The organism is Streptomyces sp. NBC_01463, from assembly GCA_036227345.1.
Classification (GTDB): domain Bacteria; phylum Actinomycetota; class Actinomycetes; order Streptomycetales; family Streptomycetaceae; genus Streptomyces.
In genome coordinates this window covers 3,657,981-3,676,864 of record CP109468.1, presented here as the reverse complement: position 1 = coordinate 3,676,864, position 18,884 = coordinate 3,657,981, and the positions used below count along the sequence as shown (strand labels likewise).

Annotated in this window: 21 protein-coding genes and 4 tRNA genes; 14 read left to right on the top strand and 11 right to left on the bottom strand. The window is 70.0% G+C overall.

Going from position 1 to position 18,884, the window contains the following annotated elements:
• Window positions 1-2 precede the first annotated feature (2 nt).
• From OG521_16180 to OG521_16165, 4 genes are all read right to left on the bottom strand, one after another.
• Window positions 3-1,577, bottom strand: a complete 1,575-nt coding sequence (locus OG521_16180) for a hypothetical protein (GenBank protein ID WUW22252.1) — start codon at window positions 1,575-1,577, stop codon at window positions 3-5.
• A gap of 73 nt (window positions 1,578-1,650) precedes the next feature.
• On the bottom strand, window positions 1,651-1,989 hold the full coding sequence (locus OG521_16175; protein ID WUW22251.1) for a hypothetical protein: 339 nt from the start codon (window positions 1,987-1,989) through the stop codon (window positions 1,651-1,653).
• Window positions 1,990-1,994: 5 nt separating this feature from the next.
• A complete protein-coding gene (locus tag OG521_16170; protein WUW22250.1) occupies window positions 1,995-2,852 on the bottom strand; it encodes a hypothetical protein in 858 nt (285 codons plus the stop codon).
• A gap of 198 nt (window positions 2,853-3,050) precedes the next feature.
• Window positions 3,051-3,359, bottom strand: coding sequence for a hypothetical protein (locus tag OG521_16165; protein WUW22249.1), 309 nt, complete (start codon window positions 3,357-3,359; stop codon window positions 3,051-3,053).
• A 730-nt stretch (window positions 3,360-4,089) separates the two neighbouring features.
• Here OG521_16165 and OG521_16160 point away from each other — a divergent pair.
• On the top strand, window positions 4,090-4,881 hold the full coding sequence (locus tag OG521_16160) for a GntR family transcriptional regulator (GenBank protein WUW22248.1): 792 nt from the start codon (window positions 4,090-4,092) through the stop codon (window positions 4,879-4,881).
• A 40-nt stretch (window positions 4,882-4,921) separates the two neighbouring features.
• Window positions 4,922-5,425, top strand: coding sequence for a GNAT family N-acetyltransferase (locus tag OG521_16155; GenBank protein ID WUW26694.1), 504 nt, complete (start codon window positions 4,922-4,924; stop codon window positions 5,423-5,425).
• Between the two features lie 79 nt (window positions 5,426-5,504).
• On the opposite strand, the gene OG521_16150 is transcribed toward OG521_16155, so the two are convergent.
• Together OG521_16150 and OG521_16145 are read right to left on the bottom strand one after the other, a co-directional pair.
• Window positions 5,505-5,834, bottom strand: coding sequence for a hypothetical protein (locus OG521_16150; GenBank protein ID WUW22247.1), 330 nt, complete (start codon window positions 5,832-5,834; stop codon window positions 5,505-5,507).
• Window positions 5,835-6,083: 249 nt separating this feature from the next.
• Window positions 6,084-6,896, bottom strand: a complete 813-nt coding sequence (locus OG521_16145; GenBank protein WUW22246.1) for a ParB N-terminal domain-containing protein — start codon at window positions 6,894-6,896, stop codon at window positions 6,084-6,086.
• Between the two features lie 208 nt (window positions 6,897-7,104).
• Here OG521_16145 and OG521_16140 point away from each other — a divergent pair.
• Together OG521_16140 and OG521_16135 are read left to right on the top strand one after the other, a co-directional pair.
• Window positions 7,105-7,184 (top strand) — tRNA-Tyr (locus OG521_16140).
• A 95-nt stretch (window positions 7,185-7,279) separates the two neighbouring features.
• Window positions 7,280-7,729, top strand: a complete 450-nt coding sequence (locus OG521_16135; protein WUW22245.1) for a DUF523 domain-containing protein — start codon at window positions 7,280-7,282, stop codon at window positions 7,727-7,729.
• Between the two features lie 30 nt (window positions 7,730-7,759).
• On the opposite strand, the gene OG521_16130 is transcribed toward OG521_16135, so the two are convergent.
• Together OG521_16130 and OG521_16125 are read right to left on the bottom strand one after the other, a co-directional pair.
• Window positions 7,760-8,416: an SDR family oxidoreductase gene (locus OG521_16130; GenBank protein WUW22244.1), complete on the bottom strand. Its 657-nt coding sequence runs from the start codon at window positions 8,414-8,416 to the stop codon at window positions 7,760-7,762.
• Window positions 8,417-8,450: 34 nt separating this feature from the next.
• Entirely contained in the window at window positions 8,451-9,728 is a 1,278-nt protein-coding gene (locus OG521_16125; protein WUW22243.1) for an amidohydrolase family protein, read from the bottom strand.
• A 332-nt stretch (window positions 9,729-10,060) separates the two neighbouring features.
• Here OG521_16125 and OG521_16120 point away from each other — a divergent pair.
• From OG521_16120 to OG521_16085, 8 genes are all read left to right on the top strand, one after another.
• Window positions 10,061-10,133: transfer RNA gene (locus OG521_16120), tRNA-Thr, on the top strand.
• Between the two features lie 45 nt (window positions 10,134-10,178).
• Window positions 10,179-10,251, top strand: a tRNA-Met gene (locus OG521_16115).
• 90 nt (window positions 10,252-10,341) lie between these two features.
• Window positions 10,342-10,506, top strand: a complete 165-nt coding sequence (gene rpmG, locus OG521_16110; protein WUW22242.1) for a 50S ribosomal protein L33 — start codon at window positions 10,342-10,344, stop codon at window positions 10,504-10,506.
• Between the two features lie 110 nt (window positions 10,507-10,616).
• Entirely contained in the window at window positions 10,617-11,069 is a 453-nt protein-coding gene (locus tag OG521_16105; protein WUW22241.1) for a MaoC family dehydratase N-terminal domain-containing protein, read from the top strand.
• Window positions 11,069-11,497, top strand: a complete 429-nt coding sequence (locus OG521_16100) for a MaoC family dehydratase (protein ID WUW22240.1) — start codon at window positions 11,069-11,071, stop codon at window positions 11,495-11,497. Before OG521_16105 ends, OG521_16100 begins: the two co-directional genes overlap by 1 nt.
• Before the next feature lie 139 nt (window positions 11,498-11,636).
• Window positions 11,637-12,185: a TetR/AcrR family transcriptional regulator gene (locus OG521_16095; GenBank protein ID WUW26693.1), complete on the top strand. Its 549-nt coding sequence runs from the start codon at window positions 11,637-11,639 to the stop codon at window positions 12,183-12,185.
• Window positions 12,186-12,260: 75 nt separating this feature from the next.
• Window positions 12,261-13,691: an MFS transporter gene (locus OG521_16090; protein ID WUW22239.1), complete on the top strand. Its 1,431-nt coding sequence runs from the start codon at window positions 12,261-12,263 to the stop codon at window positions 13,689-13,691.
• Window positions 13,692-13,760: 69 nt separating this feature from the next.
• Entirely contained in the window at window positions 13,761-14,816 is a 1,056-nt protein-coding gene (locus OG521_16085) for a UDP-N-acetylmuramate dehydrogenase (GenBank protein WUW22238.1), read from the top strand.
• Window positions 14,817-14,829: 13 nt separating this feature from the next.
• Here the strand turns inward: OG521_16085 and OG521_16080 are convergent, their stop codons facing one another.
• A complete protein-coding gene (locus tag OG521_16080; GenBank protein WUW22237.1) occupies window positions 14,830-15,465 on the bottom strand; it encodes an NAD(P)H-binding protein in 636 nt (211 codons plus the stop codon).
• 87 nt (window positions 15,466-15,552) lie between these two features.
• Here OG521_16080 and OG521_16075 point away from each other — a divergent pair, with 87 nt between their 5' ends.
• Window positions 15,553-16,158: a TetR/AcrR family transcriptional regulator gene (locus tag OG521_16075; protein WUW22236.1), complete on the top strand. Its 606-nt coding sequence runs from the start codon at window positions 15,553-15,555 to the stop codon at window positions 16,156-16,158.
• A gap of 15 nt (window positions 16,159-16,173) precedes the next feature.
• Here the strand turns inward: OG521_16075 and OG521_16070 are convergent, their stop codons facing one another.
• On the bottom strand, window positions 16,174-17,196 hold the full coding sequence (locus OG521_16070) for an adenosine deaminase (protein WUW22235.1): 1,023 nt from the start codon (window positions 17,194-17,196) through the stop codon (window positions 16,174-16,176).
• Window positions 17,197-17,328: 132 nt separating this feature from the next.
• Entirely contained in the window at window positions 17,329-18,555 is a 1,227-nt protein-coding gene (locus OG521_16065) for a pyridoxal phosphate-dependent aminotransferase (GenBank protein ID WUW22234.1), read from the bottom strand.
• A gap of 246 nt (window positions 18,556-18,801) precedes the next feature.
• Here OG521_16065 and OG521_16060 point away from each other — a divergent pair.
• Window positions 18,802-18,874 (top strand) — tRNA-Trp (locus OG521_16060).
• The last annotated feature ends 10 nt before the right edge of the window (window positions 18,875-18,884 follow it).

Here is an 18,884-nt window from a genome sequence, read left to right as displayed (position 1 = left end):
GATCAGACGTTCCAGCCCTTCTCGGCCTCGGACCCGTTGCGCGGGTCCTCGTGGCGTGCGATGTCCTGCTCGTGCGACTGGCGGAACAGCGGCCCCATGTCCTCAGCGACCGCGACCGCGGACATCACGGCGCCGAAGATGTCGTTGAAGCCGTCCGCGACGTCCTTCTCCAGCGGGAACTCCGAATCGGCCCGCTCGGCCAGGGTCTTCATCACGTTCGCCACGCAGGTCAGCGCGGCGGGGAGCCCTTCGACCATGGCGAGGATCTCCATGGCGTTCTCGGGGTCGTACTGTCCGGCCGCGGACTCCATCTCCGCGGCGTACTCCTCGAACCGGAATCCAGACACGTTCTCTCCCTCACTCGCGGTGGTGGTGGGTGCTGCCGGCGTCAGCCCGGTGGGCCGCTCCGCCGTGTCGCCGACCTGATCGGCGTTCTCGGCCGCCTCGGTGTCGATGGCGGCTTCCTCGTCCTGCAGGGCGGCGCCTATGGCGTCGTCCCTGCCGTTGCGCTGCTCCTGGGCGGTGCGGGTCATCCGGGCGTACAGGCGACGTCCGGGGTACTGGAGCCAGGCCCAGCCGAGTTTCCGGCCGAGCGGGGTGGAGAGCATGCCGACCAGTCCGAGCGCCCCGGCGAGCAGGGCGGCGAAGAGTCGGCGTCCCTGGAACCGGGCCGCGGACCGGCGCAGGGCCTTGCGGGCCTTCCTGCGGGCCGGTGCCTTGCGGACCGTGTCCCGGCCGGCGGCGACCGTGTCGGCTGCCCGCCGGTCCCGGGCCGCCCGGTTGCGGTCTATGGCCGCGCTCTTGGCTGCGCTGACCCGGCCGGCGGCCTTGCTCACGGACCGGCCGATCGGCCCCTTACGCGCCTGGGACGCCGACCGGGCCGCGCTCTTCACGTCCCGGCGGGCATCCGCCAGCGACCGCCGCGCCCCGGCCGTCTCCGACCGGCGGCCGGCACGGGACGGGGGCGAGGTGCGGGCCGCGTCGCGCAACGCCTTGACCTGCCCCGCACGGCCCCGCGCCCCGCCCCCGGCACCGGCCGTGGTCTGCCGGGCCGGAGTCTTACTGATGCGGGCCGCGCTGCTCTTCGACAGCCCCGACTTGCCGTTGCCGAGCAAGGAACCACCGTGGGCACGGCCGGACTTGCCCCCGCGGTGACGTGCGGTCTTACTGGTGCCGGCGTTCCCGTTACGGGTCTGGCCCGGCACCCGACCCGTCCCGCCGTGGAGGGACGATCGGCCGGTGGATCCCGTACTGCTCGCGGAACGCTGCGTGGAGGCGGCGGCCTTGCGGGGCTTCCGCTTCTTGCCCCGGTGCTTGCGGGCGGCGGTGGCGGTGCCCAGGACGACAGCGCCGGTAGCGGCGACGGCCAGGGCGGCCGGTCCGCCGACCAGCGCAGCCGCGGCGAGCAGGGAGGTGGTGGCGTTGGTGCCGGTCACCGCGAGCGGGACGACCGGCCAGCCGCCCGGGGTGTGCTCCACCTCGGCGGCCGGGGCGGGCTTCTGCTCGGGTGCCGGGGGCGGGGTGTTGTCCGGTGCGGCCTCGGGGGCCACTACCGGGGTGATGGTGGTGTCGGTCATGCTGAGTGCACTCCTTCACGGAGTCAGGGGCCCGGCCGGATCTGTGGTGGAGAGGGCCGGGCCCTGCGAACTTTCAGGCGACGCACTGTTCTTCGGGGTACGCGCAGGTCACGCACATGCCGAGCGAGGACGGGATGCGATACCCGGCGTCCCGCCGGCAGGCCGGACAGACCCGGCGGGCAGCGTTCGCCTTGGCGAGGGCCGCCCGCTTGGCCGGCGTCATCGGCCGGACCGGCTTCGCCAGGTCGATGCGGTAGAGGTAGGCGACGAGCGGGCCCCGGCGCTTGCGCGGGCGCTCCAGCACGGCGGCGACGTCCTGACCGCCGGGCCGCAGTCCGCAGGTGCGGAGTTGCCGGAACGTCGCGTAGCCGTCCGGGGCCAGGTGCCACCGGTAGACGGGGACAGTGGCCATCGGTTTCAGCCCCCCACCAATGACAGCCCGGGGCCGTCCTGCGGCGGGTTGGCGAGGCGCCCGTAGACCTTGTGGACGTAGGAGGTGGACCGGGTGGATTTCACCGCGGCCTCAGCGATCGTGTCCCCGTCCGCGTGGCACCGCTCGATGACTTCCGCGGCCTCTTCAGTGCTCAGTCGGTGGCCGTTCTGCTGCCCGTCGGCGTCCAGGGTGGACGTCGGGGGGACAGGCAGGGGATACACCTGCCGTGCACCACAGATGACCAGCGGCAACGCCTCCACTGCCGGAGCGGCCGGGGCCGCCGCGGGGGTGAGTGCGGGCCTGGTGGACGGCTGGGTGGATGCTGGGTGGATCGGCAGGGCTTCCACCCGTTCCACCACCGCGTCCACCTGATCGCGCAGAGCGGCGATTCGATCAAGGATCGCGCGCCTGTAGTACGTGATCGCCTCGGCGAGAACGATCAATAGGACGGGTGGAATCGAGTGGAGGACAAGCCCGGCCGGGTCCACCTGCCGTGGCACTCCGAACGGCGAACCGGCCGGCCACAGTGAGGCCCAGCAGTTCATCGTCCAGGTGCCCAACCCGGCGAACCAGCGCAGCCCGGTGGCCCAGCCGGACGGCTGCACCCCATGCTCGGACAACCGGCCGTCCACGATCAGGACGGCTCCGAGCGCGACCGCGACCATCGGGTCGAGCAGCCAGGCGATCCACGGGCTGATGTGGTGGTTGATCGCGAACAGCGTCACGTTCGTCGCGGTGAACGCCAGCGCCACCACGGCGACCGCGACCAGTACCTTCGTCAGGCCCGCTTGCAGACCCTGTAGTGCGGCGATCTGTTCGGCCGTACCCGGCTTACGCCTCATCGCGTCCCCCGTCCCCACCGCGGGCGCGGTGTGCGCGGGTCAAGGCCAGGAGGTGGAGGCAGGCGAGGAACACGAGCACGTTCCACAGGCCCCGGCCCCAAGACGGCAAGGGCAGTAGCCACGACAGCACGCACGATGCGACCAGCAGCGCACCGCCGTAGCGCACCCACCACGCAGCTAGACCAATGTCCGGGGCGCTCATGCCGCCACCGCCGTCCGGGCGGTGCAGCCGGTCATCGAGCGACGGACCGTGCGGCGCGGGCGCCGACCCGACGGGCGCGGCTGCTTCAGCGGCAGCGTCCGCAGCAGCGACGCGGCGTACGCGGCGGTCTCGGGGTCACTCTCGCGGAGCTCCGCGAGAACTTCGTGGGCGACGTCCAGCCGTGCCGCCCGATCCATCGGGGACTCAGTGGCGGTGCCGGTGAACAGCTCCAGGTCGATACCCAGCGCCAGTTCGATGAACTCAGTCGCGGTAACGGCCTCGCGACCAGCAACGATGCTCTTCATGGGTCGTTTTCTCCTGTAGATGGGACGGCCCGAACAGCGGCCCCGGGTGGCTAGACCCGGGGCCGCGCGCCGTCTGTGATGGAGGGCCGCTCAGAAGCGAGCGGCAGCGCCCCGGCCGGGAGTCGAACCCGGCCTACGACCATCAGGGCGACCGTCCGTCCAGCACTCGCGCAGTGCGCGCAGCCGGACGGGCAAGGAGCGGACCGGAAATGGTGCGGGCGCCGCCGGCCGGTCCATCAAGGCGGCGCCCGTCTATGTCGTCGATCCATGTCGACCTCCCACACGAGTTGGGGCACGGCTTCACCTGCACACCGTTGCCACGGTGCGCAGGTCCCGAGCCGGGAAATCGGGCGCGTCATCGTCACTGCTCTGACGCCAGCAGAGCGGCGCATACCGGGTGGCACCCGTGGGTGTTCTCCAGGGCCAGCACGCAAGAAAGGGCCGCCGACGACATCACCCGGACCGCCGCGGGGACAGGGAATTCCACCCTGACGTTCGTACTTGGCACGCTGTTCAGTTCTCAACAGACAACCGCTCCGGTGAGCCTGGAAACCCCCTGACCAGGGGGCTCCCGTCTTCACGGGTACTCACCGAGCACTTTCAGTCGGCCTAGCAAAGCCATGTACGTGACACCCTGTACAACTTGTCTGGAGGAGTGCCGTGACATGAGAATGCCCACTCGCTCTTGGAGAGTCAAGCCCCCTGGTCTAACTTGTACGGAGGAGTTGGAGTGCCGGACACTGGAGGATGCGTGAGACGCGGCCTAACGAAGGCTCAAGAAATTGCCTCTGACCTGCGAGGGCAGATTGAATCCGGTCTTCTCGGTGGTGGCGAGGCGCTGCCCAGCGAGTCCAAGCTGATGGCTCAGTACGGCTACAGCCGCGAAACCATCCGCGCCGGCGTCCGCGTACTCGTGGACGAGGGGCTGGTCGTGACGGGGCAGGGGCAGGGGAAGTACGTCCGCGAGGACTTCCCGCCCGTTGTGTGGAACTGGACGACCCTGGAAAGCCGCAAGCGGCACTCAACCGCCGTCGACGGCCAGACTGCCGGCGACCAGTGGGCCAGCGCCGTTGCTGACGAAGGGAAAACGCCTCGGCAGGAGATCAGCGTTTCGATCGTCGAACCCCCCAAGCACGTCCGCGAAGCACTAGCCCTCCCCGCTGACGGTCTGGCCGTGGCGCGGAAGCGAGTCCGATACGTCGACAACCGGCCTTACGCGCTCGCAGACTCCTACTTCCCGCAGGAGCTTGTGGCAGGGACATCCTTGATGGAGCCCCGCGACGTGTCAGCTCCCGGTGGCGTTCTGGCCTCCGTCGGCCTGGTTCAGGCGAAATACCGGGATGAGATCGCGGTACGCATGCCGACTCTCCATGAGGCCCAATTGCTCGCCCTGCCAGCAGCTACACCGGTTGCAGAGCACACCAGGACTGGCTACGACGGAGAGGGGAAGCCTCTCCGCTGCATGGTGACGATCCTTCCAGGAGACAGGCACAAGATCCTCTATGAAGTCGATGCCGACTGAGTACCTCCGCCCCGCTGCGGGGGGCGACGTGCCAGCGCTCATGGCGCTGAGGACAGAGGCTGAGCAATGGCTGCACTCGAAGGGCACGGACCAGTGGAACGATCGGGAAGCTGGCGCCAGGGCGATCGACAAGTGGCACGCCACGATTGATGACGGCCGTGCGTGGATCGTCGTCGACGACGCGGGCTCACCGCTGGCTACCGTGAGCCGCGGCCCCATCGACCGCGACTTCTGGAACGACGAGGATCAGCCCGAATCCGCCTTCTACCTATACAAGTTGATCGTTGCCAGAGCTGCGTCGGGTCGACAGCTCGGAGCTCGCATCGTGGATTGGGCCTCTCGTGTGGCGACGCTTGAAGGGCGAGAGTGGGTGCGTATCGACACCTGGCGGACAAACCCAGGGCTCCATGCGTACTACGAGAATCTAGGGTTTAAGCACGTGCGGACGGAGGCGCCTTCACACCGGAGGTCCGGCTGGTTGGCGCAGAGGTCGGCGGCACATTTGGTGTTGCCGGAGCGGCTCTTGGCTGTCGGTAGACCGTGACGCAGAGAGGCTGTCGAAGCGCCCAGCATCCGACCGCCTCAGGTGATCACCTGAGGCGGTCGGATGAAGGCCCGGGCAACTAGCGCCCGACGCTGGTGGCCGTCGGAGCCGGTTCGGGTGCCGGAGCCTGAGCCTCGTTCTTCGTCGAGTTGATGAAGACAAGGGCGATAACAACGATGCACACGAAGACGAACCCCAAGAACACGAAGCGCTGCATTTGCATCGTCGCCATGCGGCCCTTCGAGTCGCCGGCGATGATCTGGTACTTAGTCGTGCGGTGCTCGAAGAACTTGCTGATTGCGTCCTTGGGGAGGTTCTTGACCACCCGCGCCACGGCGAGCATCACGAGAACTGCTGCAACGGGGATGATGGCCTCCGTAGGCACACCATCGAGAAGCTGAGGGAACACGGTTTGCTGACCCTTTTCTCTGGGCCGGCAGGACGAGAGCAACATTGACCGCGGGTCCGCGCATGGCGCGAGCCAGTACGACGTATGCGAAAACGGGTGCATCGGTAGCTATGTCGATGACGGGGGTAGCCCGTGAACCCGCATGACGCTGTTCGACGGAGTGCGTCGACGCAGAACAGCGTCTGCTCCGGTCACGCCGGTGGACTATCGCCTTCCTGCGTATGCGGAAGGCGCCGGCTCATCGTCGAACTAGGCGTCGATGCGGTTCTCGGCCTTGCGGCCCTTGTTCCATGCGACGACAACGAGGCGGTAGGCCGTGGTCACGCGAGAGCCGGTACCGCTGTTGTTGAACCCGCCACGGGATGACTGGCTGAGAATCTCGGAGCGCCACTTCATGGCCGTTCCCATGGCCAGCATCTTCTTGGCGAGTTCCTTGTCGTCGATGACGCCGCCCCAACGACCGAGGCACATACCGATACCACCGAGGAGCATGCCGTCCCAGGTGTCCTGAGAGCGCCCCCAAGCTGTCTCGGCGACCGTGAGCGTGCGGTCGAAGATCTCGGCGCCGAAGCGGTCAACGATCTGGAGCGCTCCGGATACGGCGCCTACGCCGTTGGTGGACGTCGACCCGAGGGTCAGCCCGTGCTTGTCGAGGACCGCGTTCGTGTCGACGAAGAGAGGGACACCACCGGTGAGGCCCACGTGGTACTCGTCGATGGGGCGAGGCTTGTGGGATTCCCGGTTCTTGATGAGGAAGAGGATTGCTTCCTGGGCCTGCGTCAGGCCGTAATGGATCTCCGCCATCATGGTTTCGATGCCGGCCAGCTGGCATGCACGCACCCGATGCTGTCCGTCGACGATGTACAGATCCCCGTTGGACCGCTGCGAAATGATCACTGAGCCGAGAGCCTCGCTGACCATCTTGTTCGCGATGCTCCGAGCACGCTTCTCATTGAGAGTCCGCTGCGCTTCTGGGTCGATCTTGAGTTCGCCGGTCAAAACCGGAACCCCGTACTTCACTTCATGCTTGGGGAGATCGAAGTCATACTTCGCCTTAGGCATGGCTCTGTCCTTCGGCGCCGTCTTAGGGGATTTTTCACGTGCTGGGATACGGCGCGGCGTTAAGGGAACCACGCGGTGGCGCCTTGCTGCAAATGCCATTCCCGCCGAAAGGCCGGTCTGCCGAGAGGGGTTGCCGTTGAAGCCCCACCGCGCTCAGAAGGGTGCGTGTGGGCCTCCCGTGGGGCAGGCGAACTTCCGAGGCAAGTAGGGCCAGTTCAGGGGACCTGTACGGCGCGGACTGTAAATCTGCCGGCTCAGCCTACCCAGGTTCGAACCCTGGCGCCGCCACATAGCAAGGCCCCCGTCCTTCGGACGGGGGCCTTCTCTGTTGTGCCTGGAGTGGCCGGCGAGATGCGAGTGCCGTGACCGAAGGGGAGGCGTCCATGGAATCCGTACTGGTCAGCGCGTGTCTGCGGGGTGTGCCCTGCCGCTTCGACGGGCGGGGCAGGGCCTCGGCGGAGACGGCCGCGGTCCTCTCCGGGCGGCGGGCCGTCGCCTTCTGCCCCGAGGTCGCCGCCGGGCTGCCCACGCCCCGCCGGCCCGCCGAGATCACCGGCGGCGACGGGCACGACGTCCTGGACGGCAGGGCCCGGGTCGTCGACGACACCGGACGCGATGTGACCGACGCGTTCGTGGACGGCGCCCACAGGGCGCTGGAGGCGGCGCGCGCGGCCGGCTGCACCGAGGCGTTGCTGATGGCCCGCAGTCCTTCCTGCGGGCGCGGCGCCGTCCATGACGGTACGTTCGCCGGCCAACTGCGCGTGGGCGACGGCGTCACCGCCGCCCTGCTGGAGCGGCACGGGATCACCGTCCGGCCCGCCACGGGGGACTGACCGCGGCGGGCGGTGCGGCGGCAGCGGGCGTCAGTTGCCCGCGACGTCCTTCACGCCGACCGACACCGGCACATTGCCCGAGATCAGTTCCAGCGTCAGGCCCGCCGTCGCCGGTGTGTCCAGGAGCTCCAGGAGCGTCGCCGCGACGTCGTCGCGCGGCACCGGGCCGCGCCCGGTCGACGCGGCGAGCAGCACCTCGCCGGTGCCCGCGTCGTTCGTCAGCATCCCGGGACGCAGGATCGTCCAGTCCAGGGCCGTACGGGAGCGCACGTACGCGTCCGCCGCGCCCTTGGCCCGCAGATAGACGTCGAACACCTCGTCGCCGGCGTGGTCCGGGTCGGCGCCCATGGACGAGACCACGAGATAACGCCGCACCCCCGCCCGCTCCGCCGCGTCCGCGAAGAGCACCGCGGCCCCGCGGTCCACGGTGTCCTTGCGGCCCGTGCCGCTGTCGGGACCCGCGCCGGCCGCGAAGACCGCCGCGTCGGCGCCGCGCAGCACCTCGGCGGCCTCCTCCACGGTGGCCGACTCGAGGTCCAGGACCACGGGTTCGGCACCTACCGCCCGGAGGTCCTCGCTCTGTTGCGGATTACGGATGACGCCCACCGCCTCATCCCCGCGCGCAGCGAGCAGCCGCTCGAGCCGCAGCGCGATCTGACCATGTCCACCTGCGATGACAATGCGCATGCTGTCGACGGTACGCCGCGCGGCGCCGCGGCGCTCAAGGCCCGCCGCCGGCCGCGGAATCCGGCCGCCCCTGGCGCGGCAGCCCGAACGAGCCGTCCGTCTCCGAGTCGCAGTACTCGCGTACCGCGCTGGTCCGGGCGACCACCCGGCCGCGGTGCACCACGATGCGGCTGTAGGACAGCGACAGCACCCCGGCCAGCTGCTCGCCGCGTACGGCGATCAGCTCGGCGGGGAAGCCCGCCTCGACCCGCACCTCGGGCAGCCCCATCGCACGCCTGGCCTCCGTGGAGACGGCCTCGTACGCGTGCTCGGCCCGCAGCCCGCTCTGCGAGGCCAGCAGGAAGGCGGCCTCCAGCGGATCGCCGCGTCCCACCGGGTTGGCGAGGTCGCGCAGCGCCCCGCTGCCCGCCGCGACCCGCACACCGGCGGCGCGCAGCAGCCGCACGGGGGCGGTGCCCCGGCGCTCGGTCCCGCAGCAGCCGCCCTGCGGCAGGCAGATCACGCTCACGCCGGCCGCGGCGAGCTGGTCGGCCGCGCGGGAGGCGGCCTCCCGGGGGAGCCGGGAGAGGCCGGCGCAGGGGCCGATGGAGACCCCCTGGCGCATCCCGCCCGCCATCGCGGCGAACCGGGCCAGCCGGGCCGGATCGTCACTGTCCGTGTGCAGGTCGACGGGGCAGCCGTGCTCGGCGGCGACCTCCAGGACGGCCTCCGTGTACCCCGTCGGGTCCGGGTCCAGGTCGGGGGAGCCGCCGACCGCTCCGGCCCCCATCTTGAGCGCGTCGCGGAGCATCGCCAGATTGCCGGCCCCTGCGACGCCGGTGAGCAGCCGGGGGACGGCGACCGCGGTCAGATCGGCGAGCCCGCGCAGCGAGCGGCGGGCCTGGAGGACGGCTTCGAGTGCGGTGAGGCCCTGTATGTCGCCGATCCGCACGTGCGAGCGCAGTGCGGTCGCGCCGTGGCCGAGTTGCAGCAACGCGGCCTCGGTGGCGCGTCGCTGGATGTCCTCGGGGCGCTGCGAGGCCGGTCCGGGAGCGTCGGGTCCGGTGCCCTCGGCGGTGAGGGCGGTGTCGCTGTGGGCGTGCGGTTCGGCGGGGGCGGGGAGCAGCAGATGGCCCCGCAGGTCCACCCGGGCGCCGGGCGCGAGGAGGCTGCCCGCGGTGCCGACGGCCTCGATCCGGCTGCCGCCGAGCCGTACGTCCACGATGCGGCCGTCGGTGAGACGGGCGCCGCAGAGCGTCAGCGCGGTGCTCTCCGGGCTGACGGTGGCGTCCGGCGCGTGGTCGTCCGGGGGCCGCGGCTGACTGTCGGGCATCGCGGCTCCTGGGAAGGGAAAGGGGGGCAAGATCACGCAGAGTGAGTCGAGCCTAGGCGGGAGCCCTGTCCGGTTCGAGGAGGAGCGGAATAGTCGTACCGGCGCGGTTCCGTGGTGCGCGTGGGGCTCCGCCGTACGTGCGGGGCCGGCGGTGCGGGAGTGGCTGATCAGGAGGCGTGAACCGTGCTGATCACGGGCCGGAAACCCCGCTGATCAAGGGCTCGGAACGGCGTCGGCCAGCGGTGTGGAGCGGTCCCGATCAAGGGCTCGGGATGGGGCTTCGAAACGGATTTGGGCGATCGGCGACCAACCGTGTAATGTCTTCATCGCTCGCCCCAATAGCTCAGTCGGTAGAGCGTCTCCATGGTAAGGAGAAGGTCTGCGGTTCGATTCCGCATTGGGGCTCTGGTGATCGGGAAACCCCGCTTCGGCGGGGGGCCTCGTCATCAAAGCGGTGTAGCTCAGTCGGTAGAGCAAGCGGCTCATAATCGCTGTGTCACCGGTTCAAGTCCGGTCACCGCTACTAACAGTAGCCGATTGTGGGGTCGGTCCTCCGATCGGCTACTCTTTTTTTTGCGTTCATCCGTCCACCGTCCGTCCAAGGAGCACTCACGTGGCTGCCACCGACGTCCGCCCGAAGATCACGCTGGCCTGCGTGGAGTGCAAGGAGCGGAACTACATCACCAAGAAGAACCGGCGTAACAACCCGGACCGTCTTGAGATGAAGAAGCATTGCCCGCGCTGCAACTCGCACACTGCGCACCGCGAAACGCGCTGAATCAGGCTCGTACACGAGGCCGTCCCCATTGGGGGCGGCCTCGTGTCGTTTGTACGGGGCCGTAGTCGTACTGTGGCCCCTTCGTCTTTCCATCAGGAGGTTGCGAGCTCATGGCGCTCGACCAGTCCTTCGTGGGGCGGACCTATCCGCCCACCGCGCCGTACGAGGTCGGCCGGGAGAAGATCCGAGAGTTCGCCGAGGCGGTGGGCGACACCAACCCCGCCTACGTCGACCCCGGGGCGGCCGTGGCGCTCGGTCACAGCGATGTGATCGCACCGCCGACGTTCGTGTTCTCGATCACCTTCAAGGCCGCCGCGCAGGTCGTCGAGGACCCTCAGCTGGGCCTGGACTACAGCCGGGTGGTGCACGGTGACCAGAAGTTCGTCTACGTGCGTCCGGTGCGGGCGGGGGACCGGCTGACGGTCGTCTCGACGATCGAGGCAGTCAAGTCCATGGCGGGCAACGACATCCTGGACGTGCGTGGCGAGGTTCACGACGAGTCCGGTGACCTCGTCGTGACGGCGTGGACGAAGCTGGTGGCGCGCGCCGCCGAGGAGGCGTGATGACGGCGAAGGTGAGTTACGACTCGGTCGAGGTCGGTACGGAGCTGCCGGCGCAGTCCTTCCCGGTCACCCGCGCGACGCTGGTGCGGTACGCGGGCGCCTCGGGCGACTTCAACCCGATCCACTGGAACGAGAAGTTCGCCCGCGAGGTCGGACTGGACGACGTGATCGCCCACGGCATGTTCACCATGGCCGAGGCGATCCGGGTGGTCACGGACTGGGCCGGCGATCCGGGTTCGGTCGTCGAGTACGGCGTGCGGTTCACCAAGCCGGTCGTCGTCCCCAACGACGACAAGGGCGCGCTGATCGAGGTCAGCGGCAAGGTGGGTGCCCTGCTCGACGACCGGCGGGTGCGGGTCGACCTGACGGCGATGAGCGAGGGCAGGAAGGTGCTGGGCATGTCCCGCGCCGTCGTACAGCTCGGCTGACACCGTCGGGCGCCGAGAGGCGCTGAACGGTGGAGGTAAGGGGCATGGTCCATGGGCCGTGCCCCTTACTCATGAGCAATGCCGGCATCCCGCTTGACTAAGTTAGTGATTGAGCAATAACTTAGTCCCCATGGCAAGGATGAGTGCAGACGAGCGACGCGAGAGCGTCATCCGTGCAGCGATCACCGAGTTCGCCCGGGGCGGGTACAACGCGACGTCCACCGAGGCGATCGCCCGGCGGGTGGGCGTCTCGCAGCCGTATCTCTTCCGGCTCTTCGCCAACAAGCAGGCCATGTTCCTGGCCGCCGCCGAGCGGTGCCTGCTGGATACCCGCAAGGTCTTCTCGGACGCCTCCGAGGGGCTGGAGGGCGAGGAGGCGCTGCACGCGATGGCGAGGGCCTACCAGCGCCTGATCATCCACGACCCGGACCGGCTGCTGATGCAGATGCAGATGTACGCCGCCGTCGCGGCGGCGGAGGCCGCCGGGGACCACGAGTTCGGTGAGTCGCTGCGGGCCGGCTGGCTGCAGATGTTCGACGACCTCGCCCTCACGCTCGGCGGCGATCCCAACGAGGCGACCACGTTTCTCGCGTACGGAATGCTCGTCAACACCCTGACCTCGCTCGGCTATCCGGCGGATCACCGGATCTGGTCGAGGTTCTACGACTCGGCCAAGCCGGCCGGCTGAACAGTGCCACCCGGGTTCGGCCCGGTTTTCTGCCCAGAAAAGTTAGTAATCAATAACTAACCCTCAGGGGGAGCAGTGGACCAGCACACGAAAGGCCGCTCGGGAGCGGTCTGGGCCCTTGTCATCACCAGCGTGGCCAGCTTCATGGCCGCCCTCGACAACCTCGTCGTCACCACCGCGCTGCCGTCCATCCGGGAGAGCCTCGGCGGCGAGCTGGAGGAGCTCGAATGGACGGTGAACGCGTACACGCTCACCTTCGCCGTCCTGCTGATGTTCGGCGCCGCCCTGGGTGACCGGTTCGGCCGGCGCCGCCTCTTCATCGCCGGACTCGCCGTCTTCACCGGGGCATCGGCCGCGGCCGCACTCTCGCCGGGGATCAACGAACTCATCGCCTTCCGCGCCGTCCAGGGCGTGGGCGCGGCGATCATGATGCCGCTGACCCTGACCCTCCTCACGGCCGCCGTGCCGCCCGCCCGCCGCGGCGCCGCGCTGGGCATCTACGGAGCCGTCACCGGCCTCGCCGTGGCCAGCGGGCCGCTGGTCGGCGGGAGCCTCACCGAACACATCTCCTGGCAGTGGATCTTCTGGCTGAACGTCCCGATCGGCCTGGCCCTGCTGCCGCTCGCCCGGCTGCGGCTGGCCGAGTCGTACGCCCCCGAGTCCCGGCTCGACATCCCCGGCACCCTCCTGGTCAGCGGCGGACTCTTCGGCATCGTCTACGGCCTGGTGAACGCCAACGCCGACGGCTGGACCAGCCCCACCGTGCTGACCGCCCTGATCGCCGGTGCCGCGCTCCTGGCCGGATTCGTCCGCCACGGCTTCCGCGCGAAGAACCCGATGCTGCCCATGCGCCTGTTCAAGGACCGGGCGTTCTTCGGGATCAACATGGCCAGCCTGCTGATGTTCCTCGGCATGTTCGGTTCGATCTTCCTGCTCAGCCAGTACCTCCAGGGCGTCCTGGGCTACTCGCCCACCGAGGCCGGGCTGCGGATGCTGCCCTGGACCGGAATGCCGATGCTGGTGGCGCCGATCGCCGGGATACTCGCCGACCGGTTCGGCGGCCGGCCGGTGGTCGTGACCGGGCTCGCCCTCCAGGCCGTCGGACTCGCCCTGTTCGCCATGGTCCTCGCCCCCGACGCCTCCTACGCCTCGCAGCTGCCCGGACTGATGGTGGGCGGCGTCGGCATGGCCCTGTACTTCGCACCCGCCGCCAGCCTGGTGATGTCCAGCGTCCGCCCCTCGGAACAGGGCATCGCCTCCGGTGCCAACAACGCGCTGCGCGAGGTCGGCGGCGCCCTCGGGGTCGCCGTCCTCGCCACGGTCTTCTCCGCCCAGGGTGGCTACGGATCGCCGCAGTCCTTCACGGACGGGACCGTCCCCGCGGTCTGGATCGGGGCCGGAGCGGTGGCGCTCGCCGCGCTGGTCGCCCTGCTGATCCCGCGCCGCCGCACCACCCCGGCGCAGGAGCCGGACCTGACCGAGGCGCGGGTGCCGGTGGCCGTCTGAGGACGTGTCACGCCGCCACGGTCCGCGGCCCCGCCCTGGAGGCGGGGCCGCGGACCGTACTCTTGACCCGTGCAGGAACTCCACGACGCGCCCCTCGCCCCCCTGACCACCTTCCGGCTCGGCGGACCCGCCACCCGCCTGATCACCGCGACGACCGACGCCGAAGTGGTCGAGGCCGTGAGCGAGGCCGACGACAGCGGCACCCCGCTCCTGGTCATCGGCGGCGGCAGCAACCTGGTCATCGGTGACAAGGGCTTCGACGGCACCGCCCTGCGCATCGCGACCAAGGGCTTCGTGCTCGACGGCGGGATGCTGGAGCTGGCCGCCGGAGAGATCTGGACGGACGCCGTCACCCGCAGCGTGGAGGCCGGTCTCGCCGGCCTCGAATGCCTGGCAGGCATCCCCGGCTCCGCCGGTGCGACACCGATCCAGAACGTCGGGGCGTACGGGCAGGAGGTGTCGTCCACCATCACGGAGGTCGTCGCCTACGACCGGCACTCCCGGGAGACGGTCACGATCCCGAACTCCGAGTGCGCCTTCGCTTACCGGCACAGCCGCTTCAAGGCCGAACCCGACCGTTTCGTGGTGCTGCGTGTCCGCTTCGGGCTGGAAGAGGCGGGCGGTCTGTCCGCGCCCCTCAAGTACCCCGAGACGGCCCGCGCCATGGGTGTCGCGGAAGGTGAACGCGTTCCCGCCGCTGCGGCGCGTGAAACCGTGCTCCGGCTCCGGGCAGGCAAGGGCATGGTGCTCGACCCCGAGGACCACGACACCTGGTCGGCCGGCTCGTTCTTCACCAACCCGATCCTGGACCGGGAAGAGTTCGACGCGTTCCTCGCCCGGGTGGCGGACCGGCTCGGACCGGAGGTGACGCCCCCCGCCTTCCCCGCGGGCGAGGGGCGCACCAAGACCTCCGCGGCCTGGCTCATCGACCGGGCCGGCTTCACCAGGGGATACGGCACCGGCCCGGCCCGCATCTCCACCAAGCACACGCTCGCCCTCACCAACCGCGGCGCCGCGAGCACCGAGGACCTGCTGGCCCTGGCGCGCGAGGTCGTCGCCGGCGTCCACGAGGTCTTCGGCGTCACGCTCGTCAACGAACCGGTGACCGTCGGCGTGAGCCTGTAGCCCCGTCCCGTCCTCAGTACGCCACGCCCACGCCCTGCTTCACCGCCCCCGGGTCGTCGGTCAGCGCCAGCATCGCGTGCGCCACGTCGGCGCGCGAAATGGACCGGCCGCTGCGCGGATTGCTGCCGATGACCGTGCGGTAGGTGCCGGTCAGCGGTCCGTTGGTGAGCTTCGGCGGCCGTACGGACGTCCAGTCGGTCGCGGAGGCGGCCAGCGCGGCCTCCATGGCGGTGAGGTCCGCGTAGACCTCCTTCAGGATCGCGCCGATCGCCGAGAGCATCAGCCGGTCGATCAGGGGATCGTCCGCGGGCTTCGGGGCGACCGGCGCCGCGCTCACCACGAGCAGCCGCCGGGTCCCCTCCGCCTCCATGGCCGTCAGCACGCTGCGGGTCAGCCTCTCTGCGATCCCGTCCGCCTTACGGCCCTTGGCGCCCAGTCCTGACAGCACCGCGTCGCGGCCCGCGACCGCCTCGCGCAGCGCCTCCGGATCGTCGATGCGGGCCGCCGTGTGGACGGTGAGGCCGGAGAGCGGCACCGGCAGCCGCGCGGGATCGCGGACCACCGCCGTCACCTCGTGCCCCGCCGCCACCGCCTGGCGGACGATCTCCTGCCCGATGCCGCCTGTCGCGCCGAACACTGTGAGCTTCATGGCACACCCTCCTAGGGTGGGTAAGTATTCACTCACCTCTAGAGTGAGCGTGTACTCACCCACTCGTCAAGCTTCGTTGGAGTGCACATGGAGCAGAGGCCGGCCCGCGCCCGCATCATCGACGCCGCCCACCAGCTGATGCTCACCATCGGCCTGGCCCGGGCCACCACCAAGGAGATCGCCCGGGCCGCCGGCTGCTCGGAGGCGGCGCTCTACAAGCACTTCCCGAGCAAGGAGGAGCTGTTCGTGGTGGTGCTGAAGGAACGCCTGCCCAAGGTCGACGGCGTCCTGAAGCGGCTGATCGCCGACCCGGGGGAGGGGGAGCGGTCGCTGGAGCGCAATCTCACCGAGATCGCCCGCGAGGCCGCCCTCTTCTACGAGCAGAGCTTCCCGATCGCCGCGTCCCTGTACGCCGAGCCGAGGCTCAAGGAGCGCCACAACGAGGCCATGCGCGAACTGGGAACCGGCCCCCACATCCCCATCCGCGGCGTCGACGCGTATCTGCGCGCCGAACAGTCGGCGGGCCGGGTACGGGCCGACGCGGACACCTACGCGGCCGCCTCCCTGCTGATGGGGGCCTGCGCCCAGCGGGCCTTCGCCTACGACGCCACGGAGACCGGCGGACCGCCGCAGCCGCTCGACGCCTTCGCCGCCTCGATCGCCCGGATGCTGCTGGGCGGCCTCACGGGGTAGGCCGCACCGGGAACGTCAGCTCGCCGGCTTGGCCAGCCAGTCGTCCACACCTGCCAGGAGCTCCGCCCGCACGGCGTCCGGCGCCGCCGAACCCCGTACCGACTGGCGCGCCAGCTCCGCCAGCTCCTCGTCGGTGAAGGCGTGATGGCGGCGCACCAGGTCGTACTGGGCGGCCAGCCGGGAGCCGAAGAGCAGCGGGTCGTCCGCGCCGAGCGCCATCGGAACCCCGGCATCGAACAGAGTGCGCAGGGGTACGTCGGACGGCTTCTCGTAGACGCCGAGCGCCACGTTCGACGCCGGGCACACCTCGCAGGTCACCCCGCGCTCCGCCAGCCTGCGCAGCAGCCGCGGGTCCTCGGCGGCCCGCACGCCGTGCCCGACCCGCGACGCCTCGAGGTCGTCCAGGCAGTCGCGGACGCTGGAGGGCCCCGACAGCTCGCCGCCGTGCGGAGCCGCCAGCAGGCCGCCCTCACGGGCGATGGCGAAGGCCCGGTCGAAGTCGCGGGCCATGCCGCGCCGCTCGTCGTTGGAGAGTCCGAACCCGACGACGCCCCGGTCCGCGTACCGCACGGCGAGCCGCGCCAGGGTCCGGGCGTCCAGCGGATGCTTCATCCGGTTGGCCGCGATCACCACCCGGATCGGCAGCCCGGTCTCGCGCGAGGCGCTGTCCACCGCGTCCAGGATGATCTCGATCGCCGGGATCAGCCCGCCGAGCAGGGGGGCGTACGAGGTGGGGTCGACCTGGATCTCCAGCCAGCCCGAGCCGTCCGCCACGTCCTCCTGGGCGGCCTCGCGCACCAGCCGCTGGATGTCCTCGGGCGACCGCAGACAGGACCGGGCGATGTCGTAGAGCCGCTGGAAGCGGAACCAGCCGCGCTCGTCCGTCGCGCGCAGTTGGGGAGGCTCGCCGCCGGTCAGCGCCTCCGGCAGCCGCACGCCGTACTTGTCGGCGAGTTCGAGCAGCGTCGTGGGCCGCATCGACCCGGTGAAATGCAGGTGCAGGTGGGCCTTGGGCAACAGCCGTACATCACGCTCCATTCAAAGATCTTGCCGCACGGACGGGGTGTCGCGGTAGCCGGATTCCCCATCGAGTTGCCCATCGAACGAAGGAGCGAACAAGAAAGCGACCCCCGGCCGGAGCCGGGGGTCGCTGACCGCATGCGGGAGGCGTCAGGCCTTGGCCTCGCCCAGCAGCTTCTGGAGCCGCGAAACGCCCTCGACGAGGTCCTCGTCACCCAGCGCGTAGGAAAGGCGCAGGTAGCCCGGCGTACCGAAGGCCTCGCCCGGTACGACCGCGACCTCGGCCTCGTCCAGGATCAGCGCCGCCAGCTCGACCGAGGTGGCCGGACGCTTGCCGCGGATCTCCTTGCCGAGCAGCTCCTTCACCGAGGGGTACGCGTAGAACGCGCCCTCGGGCTCGGGGCAGAGCACGCCGTCGATCTCGTTGAGCATCCGCACGATGGTCTGCCGGCGCCGGTCGAAGGCGGTGCGCATCTCGGCGACCGCGTCCAGGTTCCCGGAGACGGCGGCCAGCGCGGCGATCTGCGCCACGTTGGAGACGTTGGACGTCGCGTGCGACTGCAGGTTGGTCGCGGCCTTCACGACGTCCTTGGGGCCGACGATCCACCCCACGCGCCAGCCGGTCATCGCGTACGTCTTGGCGACCCCGTTGACCACGATGCACTTGTCGCGCAGCTCGGGCACGATCGCCGGCAGCGAGGTGAACTTCGCGTCGCCGTAGACCAGGTGCTCGTAGATCTCGTCGGTCAGCACCCACAGGCCGTGCTCGACGGCCCACTTGCCGATCGCCTCGGCGTCCGCCCCGCTGTAGACCGCACCGGTCGGGTTCGACGGGGAGACGAACAGGACGACCTTCGTGCGCTCGGTACGGGCCGCCTCCAGCTGCTCCACGGAGACCCGGTACCCGGTGGTCTCGTCGGCGACGACCTCCACCGGGACACCGCCGGCCAGGCGGATCGACTCGGGGTAGGTGGTCCAGTACGGCGCCGGGACGATGACCTCGTCGCCCGGGTCGAGGATCGCGGCGAAGGCTTCGTAGATGGCCTGCTTGCCGCCGTTGGTCACCAGGATCTGGGAGGCGTCGACCTGGTAGCCGGAGTCGCGCAGCGTCTTCTCTGCGATGGCGGCCTTGAGCTCGGGGAGCCCGCCCGCGGGGGTGTAGCGGTGGTACTTCGGGTTGCGGCAGGCCTCGACCGCGGCGTCGACGATGTAGCCGGGCGTCGGGAAGTCGGGCTCGCCGGCACCGAAGCCGATCACCGGACGGCCGGCGGCCTTGAGGGCCTTGGCCTTGGCGTCGACGGCGAGGGTGGCGGACTCGGAGATGGCACCGATGCGGGCGGAGACCCGGCGCTCGGAGGGAGAAGTAGCAGCGCTCATGCCCCCATGCTCCCAGACCGTATTCCCCGTCGGCACAGGGGTTTCATGGACCGGACAGCACTCGGACAGCATGCGGACAGCCAATCGGAACGCCACCGGACAGCATCGGGCAGGAACGGTCGGGAGCTATCTGTTCGACGCCGGGCCTCTGAGCACGTACACTCACCTGTCGTTGGCCTTCACCAGCCGCACCGTTCCTGCACCCGGAGCATCCGGGAACATGCGGTAGGTTGGTGGAAACCACAAAGGGTCGTAGCTCAATTGGTAGAGCACTGGTCTCCAAAACCAGCGGTTGGGGGTTCAAGTCCCTCCGGCCCTGCTACACACTC

Coding starts and splice junctions, on each gene's coding strand:
- OG521_16070 (WUW22235.1), bottom strand. CDS start 17,196: ATGGAGCGTGATGTACGGCTGTTGCCCAAGGCCCACCTGCACCTGCAT.
- OG521_16095 (WUW26693.1), top strand. CDS start 11,637: ATGAGTGCAGACGAGCGACGCGAGAGCGTCATCCGTGCAGCGATCACC.
- OG521_16170 (WUW22250.1), bottom strand. CDS start 2,852: ATGAGGCGTAAGCCGGGTACGGCCGAACAGATCGCCGCACTACAGGGT.
- OG521_16125 (WUW22243.1), bottom strand. CDS start 9,728: ATGCCCGACAGTCAGCCGCGGCCCCCGGACGACCACGCGCCGGACGCC.
- OG521_16075 (WUW22236.1), top strand. CDS start 15,553: ATGGAGCAGAGGCCGGCCCGCGCCCGCATCATCGACGCCGCCCACCAG.
- OG521_16145 (WUW22246.1), bottom strand. CDS start 6,896: ATGCCTAAGGCGAAGTATGACTTCGATCTCCCCAAGCATGAAGTGAAG.
- OG521_16135 (WUW22245.1), top strand. CDS start 7,280: ATGGAATCCGTACTGGTCAGCGCGTGTCTGCGGGGTGTGCCCTGCCGC.
- OG521_16180 (WUW22252.1), bottom strand. CDS start 1,577: ATGACCGACACCACCATCACCCCGGTAGTGGCCCCCGAGGCCGCACCG.
- OG521_16155 (WUW26694.1), top strand. CDS start 4,922: ATGGCGCTGAGGACAGAGGCTGAGCAATGGCTGCACTCGAAGGGCACG.
- OG521_16065 (WUW22234.1), bottom strand. CDS start 18,555: ATGAGCGCTGCTACTTCTCCCTCCGAGCGCCGGGTCTCCGCCCGCATC.
- OG521_16105 (WUW22241.1), top strand. CDS start 10,617: ATGGCGCTCGACCAGTCCTTCGTGGGGCGGACCTATCCGCCCACCGCG.
- OG521_16130 (WUW22244.1), bottom strand. CDS start 8,416: ATGCGCATTGTCATCGCAGGTGGACATGGTCAGATCGCGCTGCGGCTC.
- OG521_16175 (WUW22251.1), bottom strand. CDS start 1,989: ATGGCCACTGTCCCCGTCTACCGGTGGCACCTGGCCCCGGACGGCTAC.
- OG521_16100 (WUW22240.1), top strand. CDS start 11,069: ATGACGGCGAAGGTGAGTTACGACTCGGTCGAGGTCGGTACGGAGCTG.
- OG521_16080 (WUW22237.1), bottom strand. CDS start 15,465: ATGAAGCTCACAGTGTTCGGCGCGACAGGCGGCATCGGGCAGGAGATC.
- OG521_16165 (WUW22249.1), bottom strand. CDS start 3,359: ATGAAGAGCATCGTTGCTGGTCGCGAGGCCGTTACCGCGACTGAGTTC.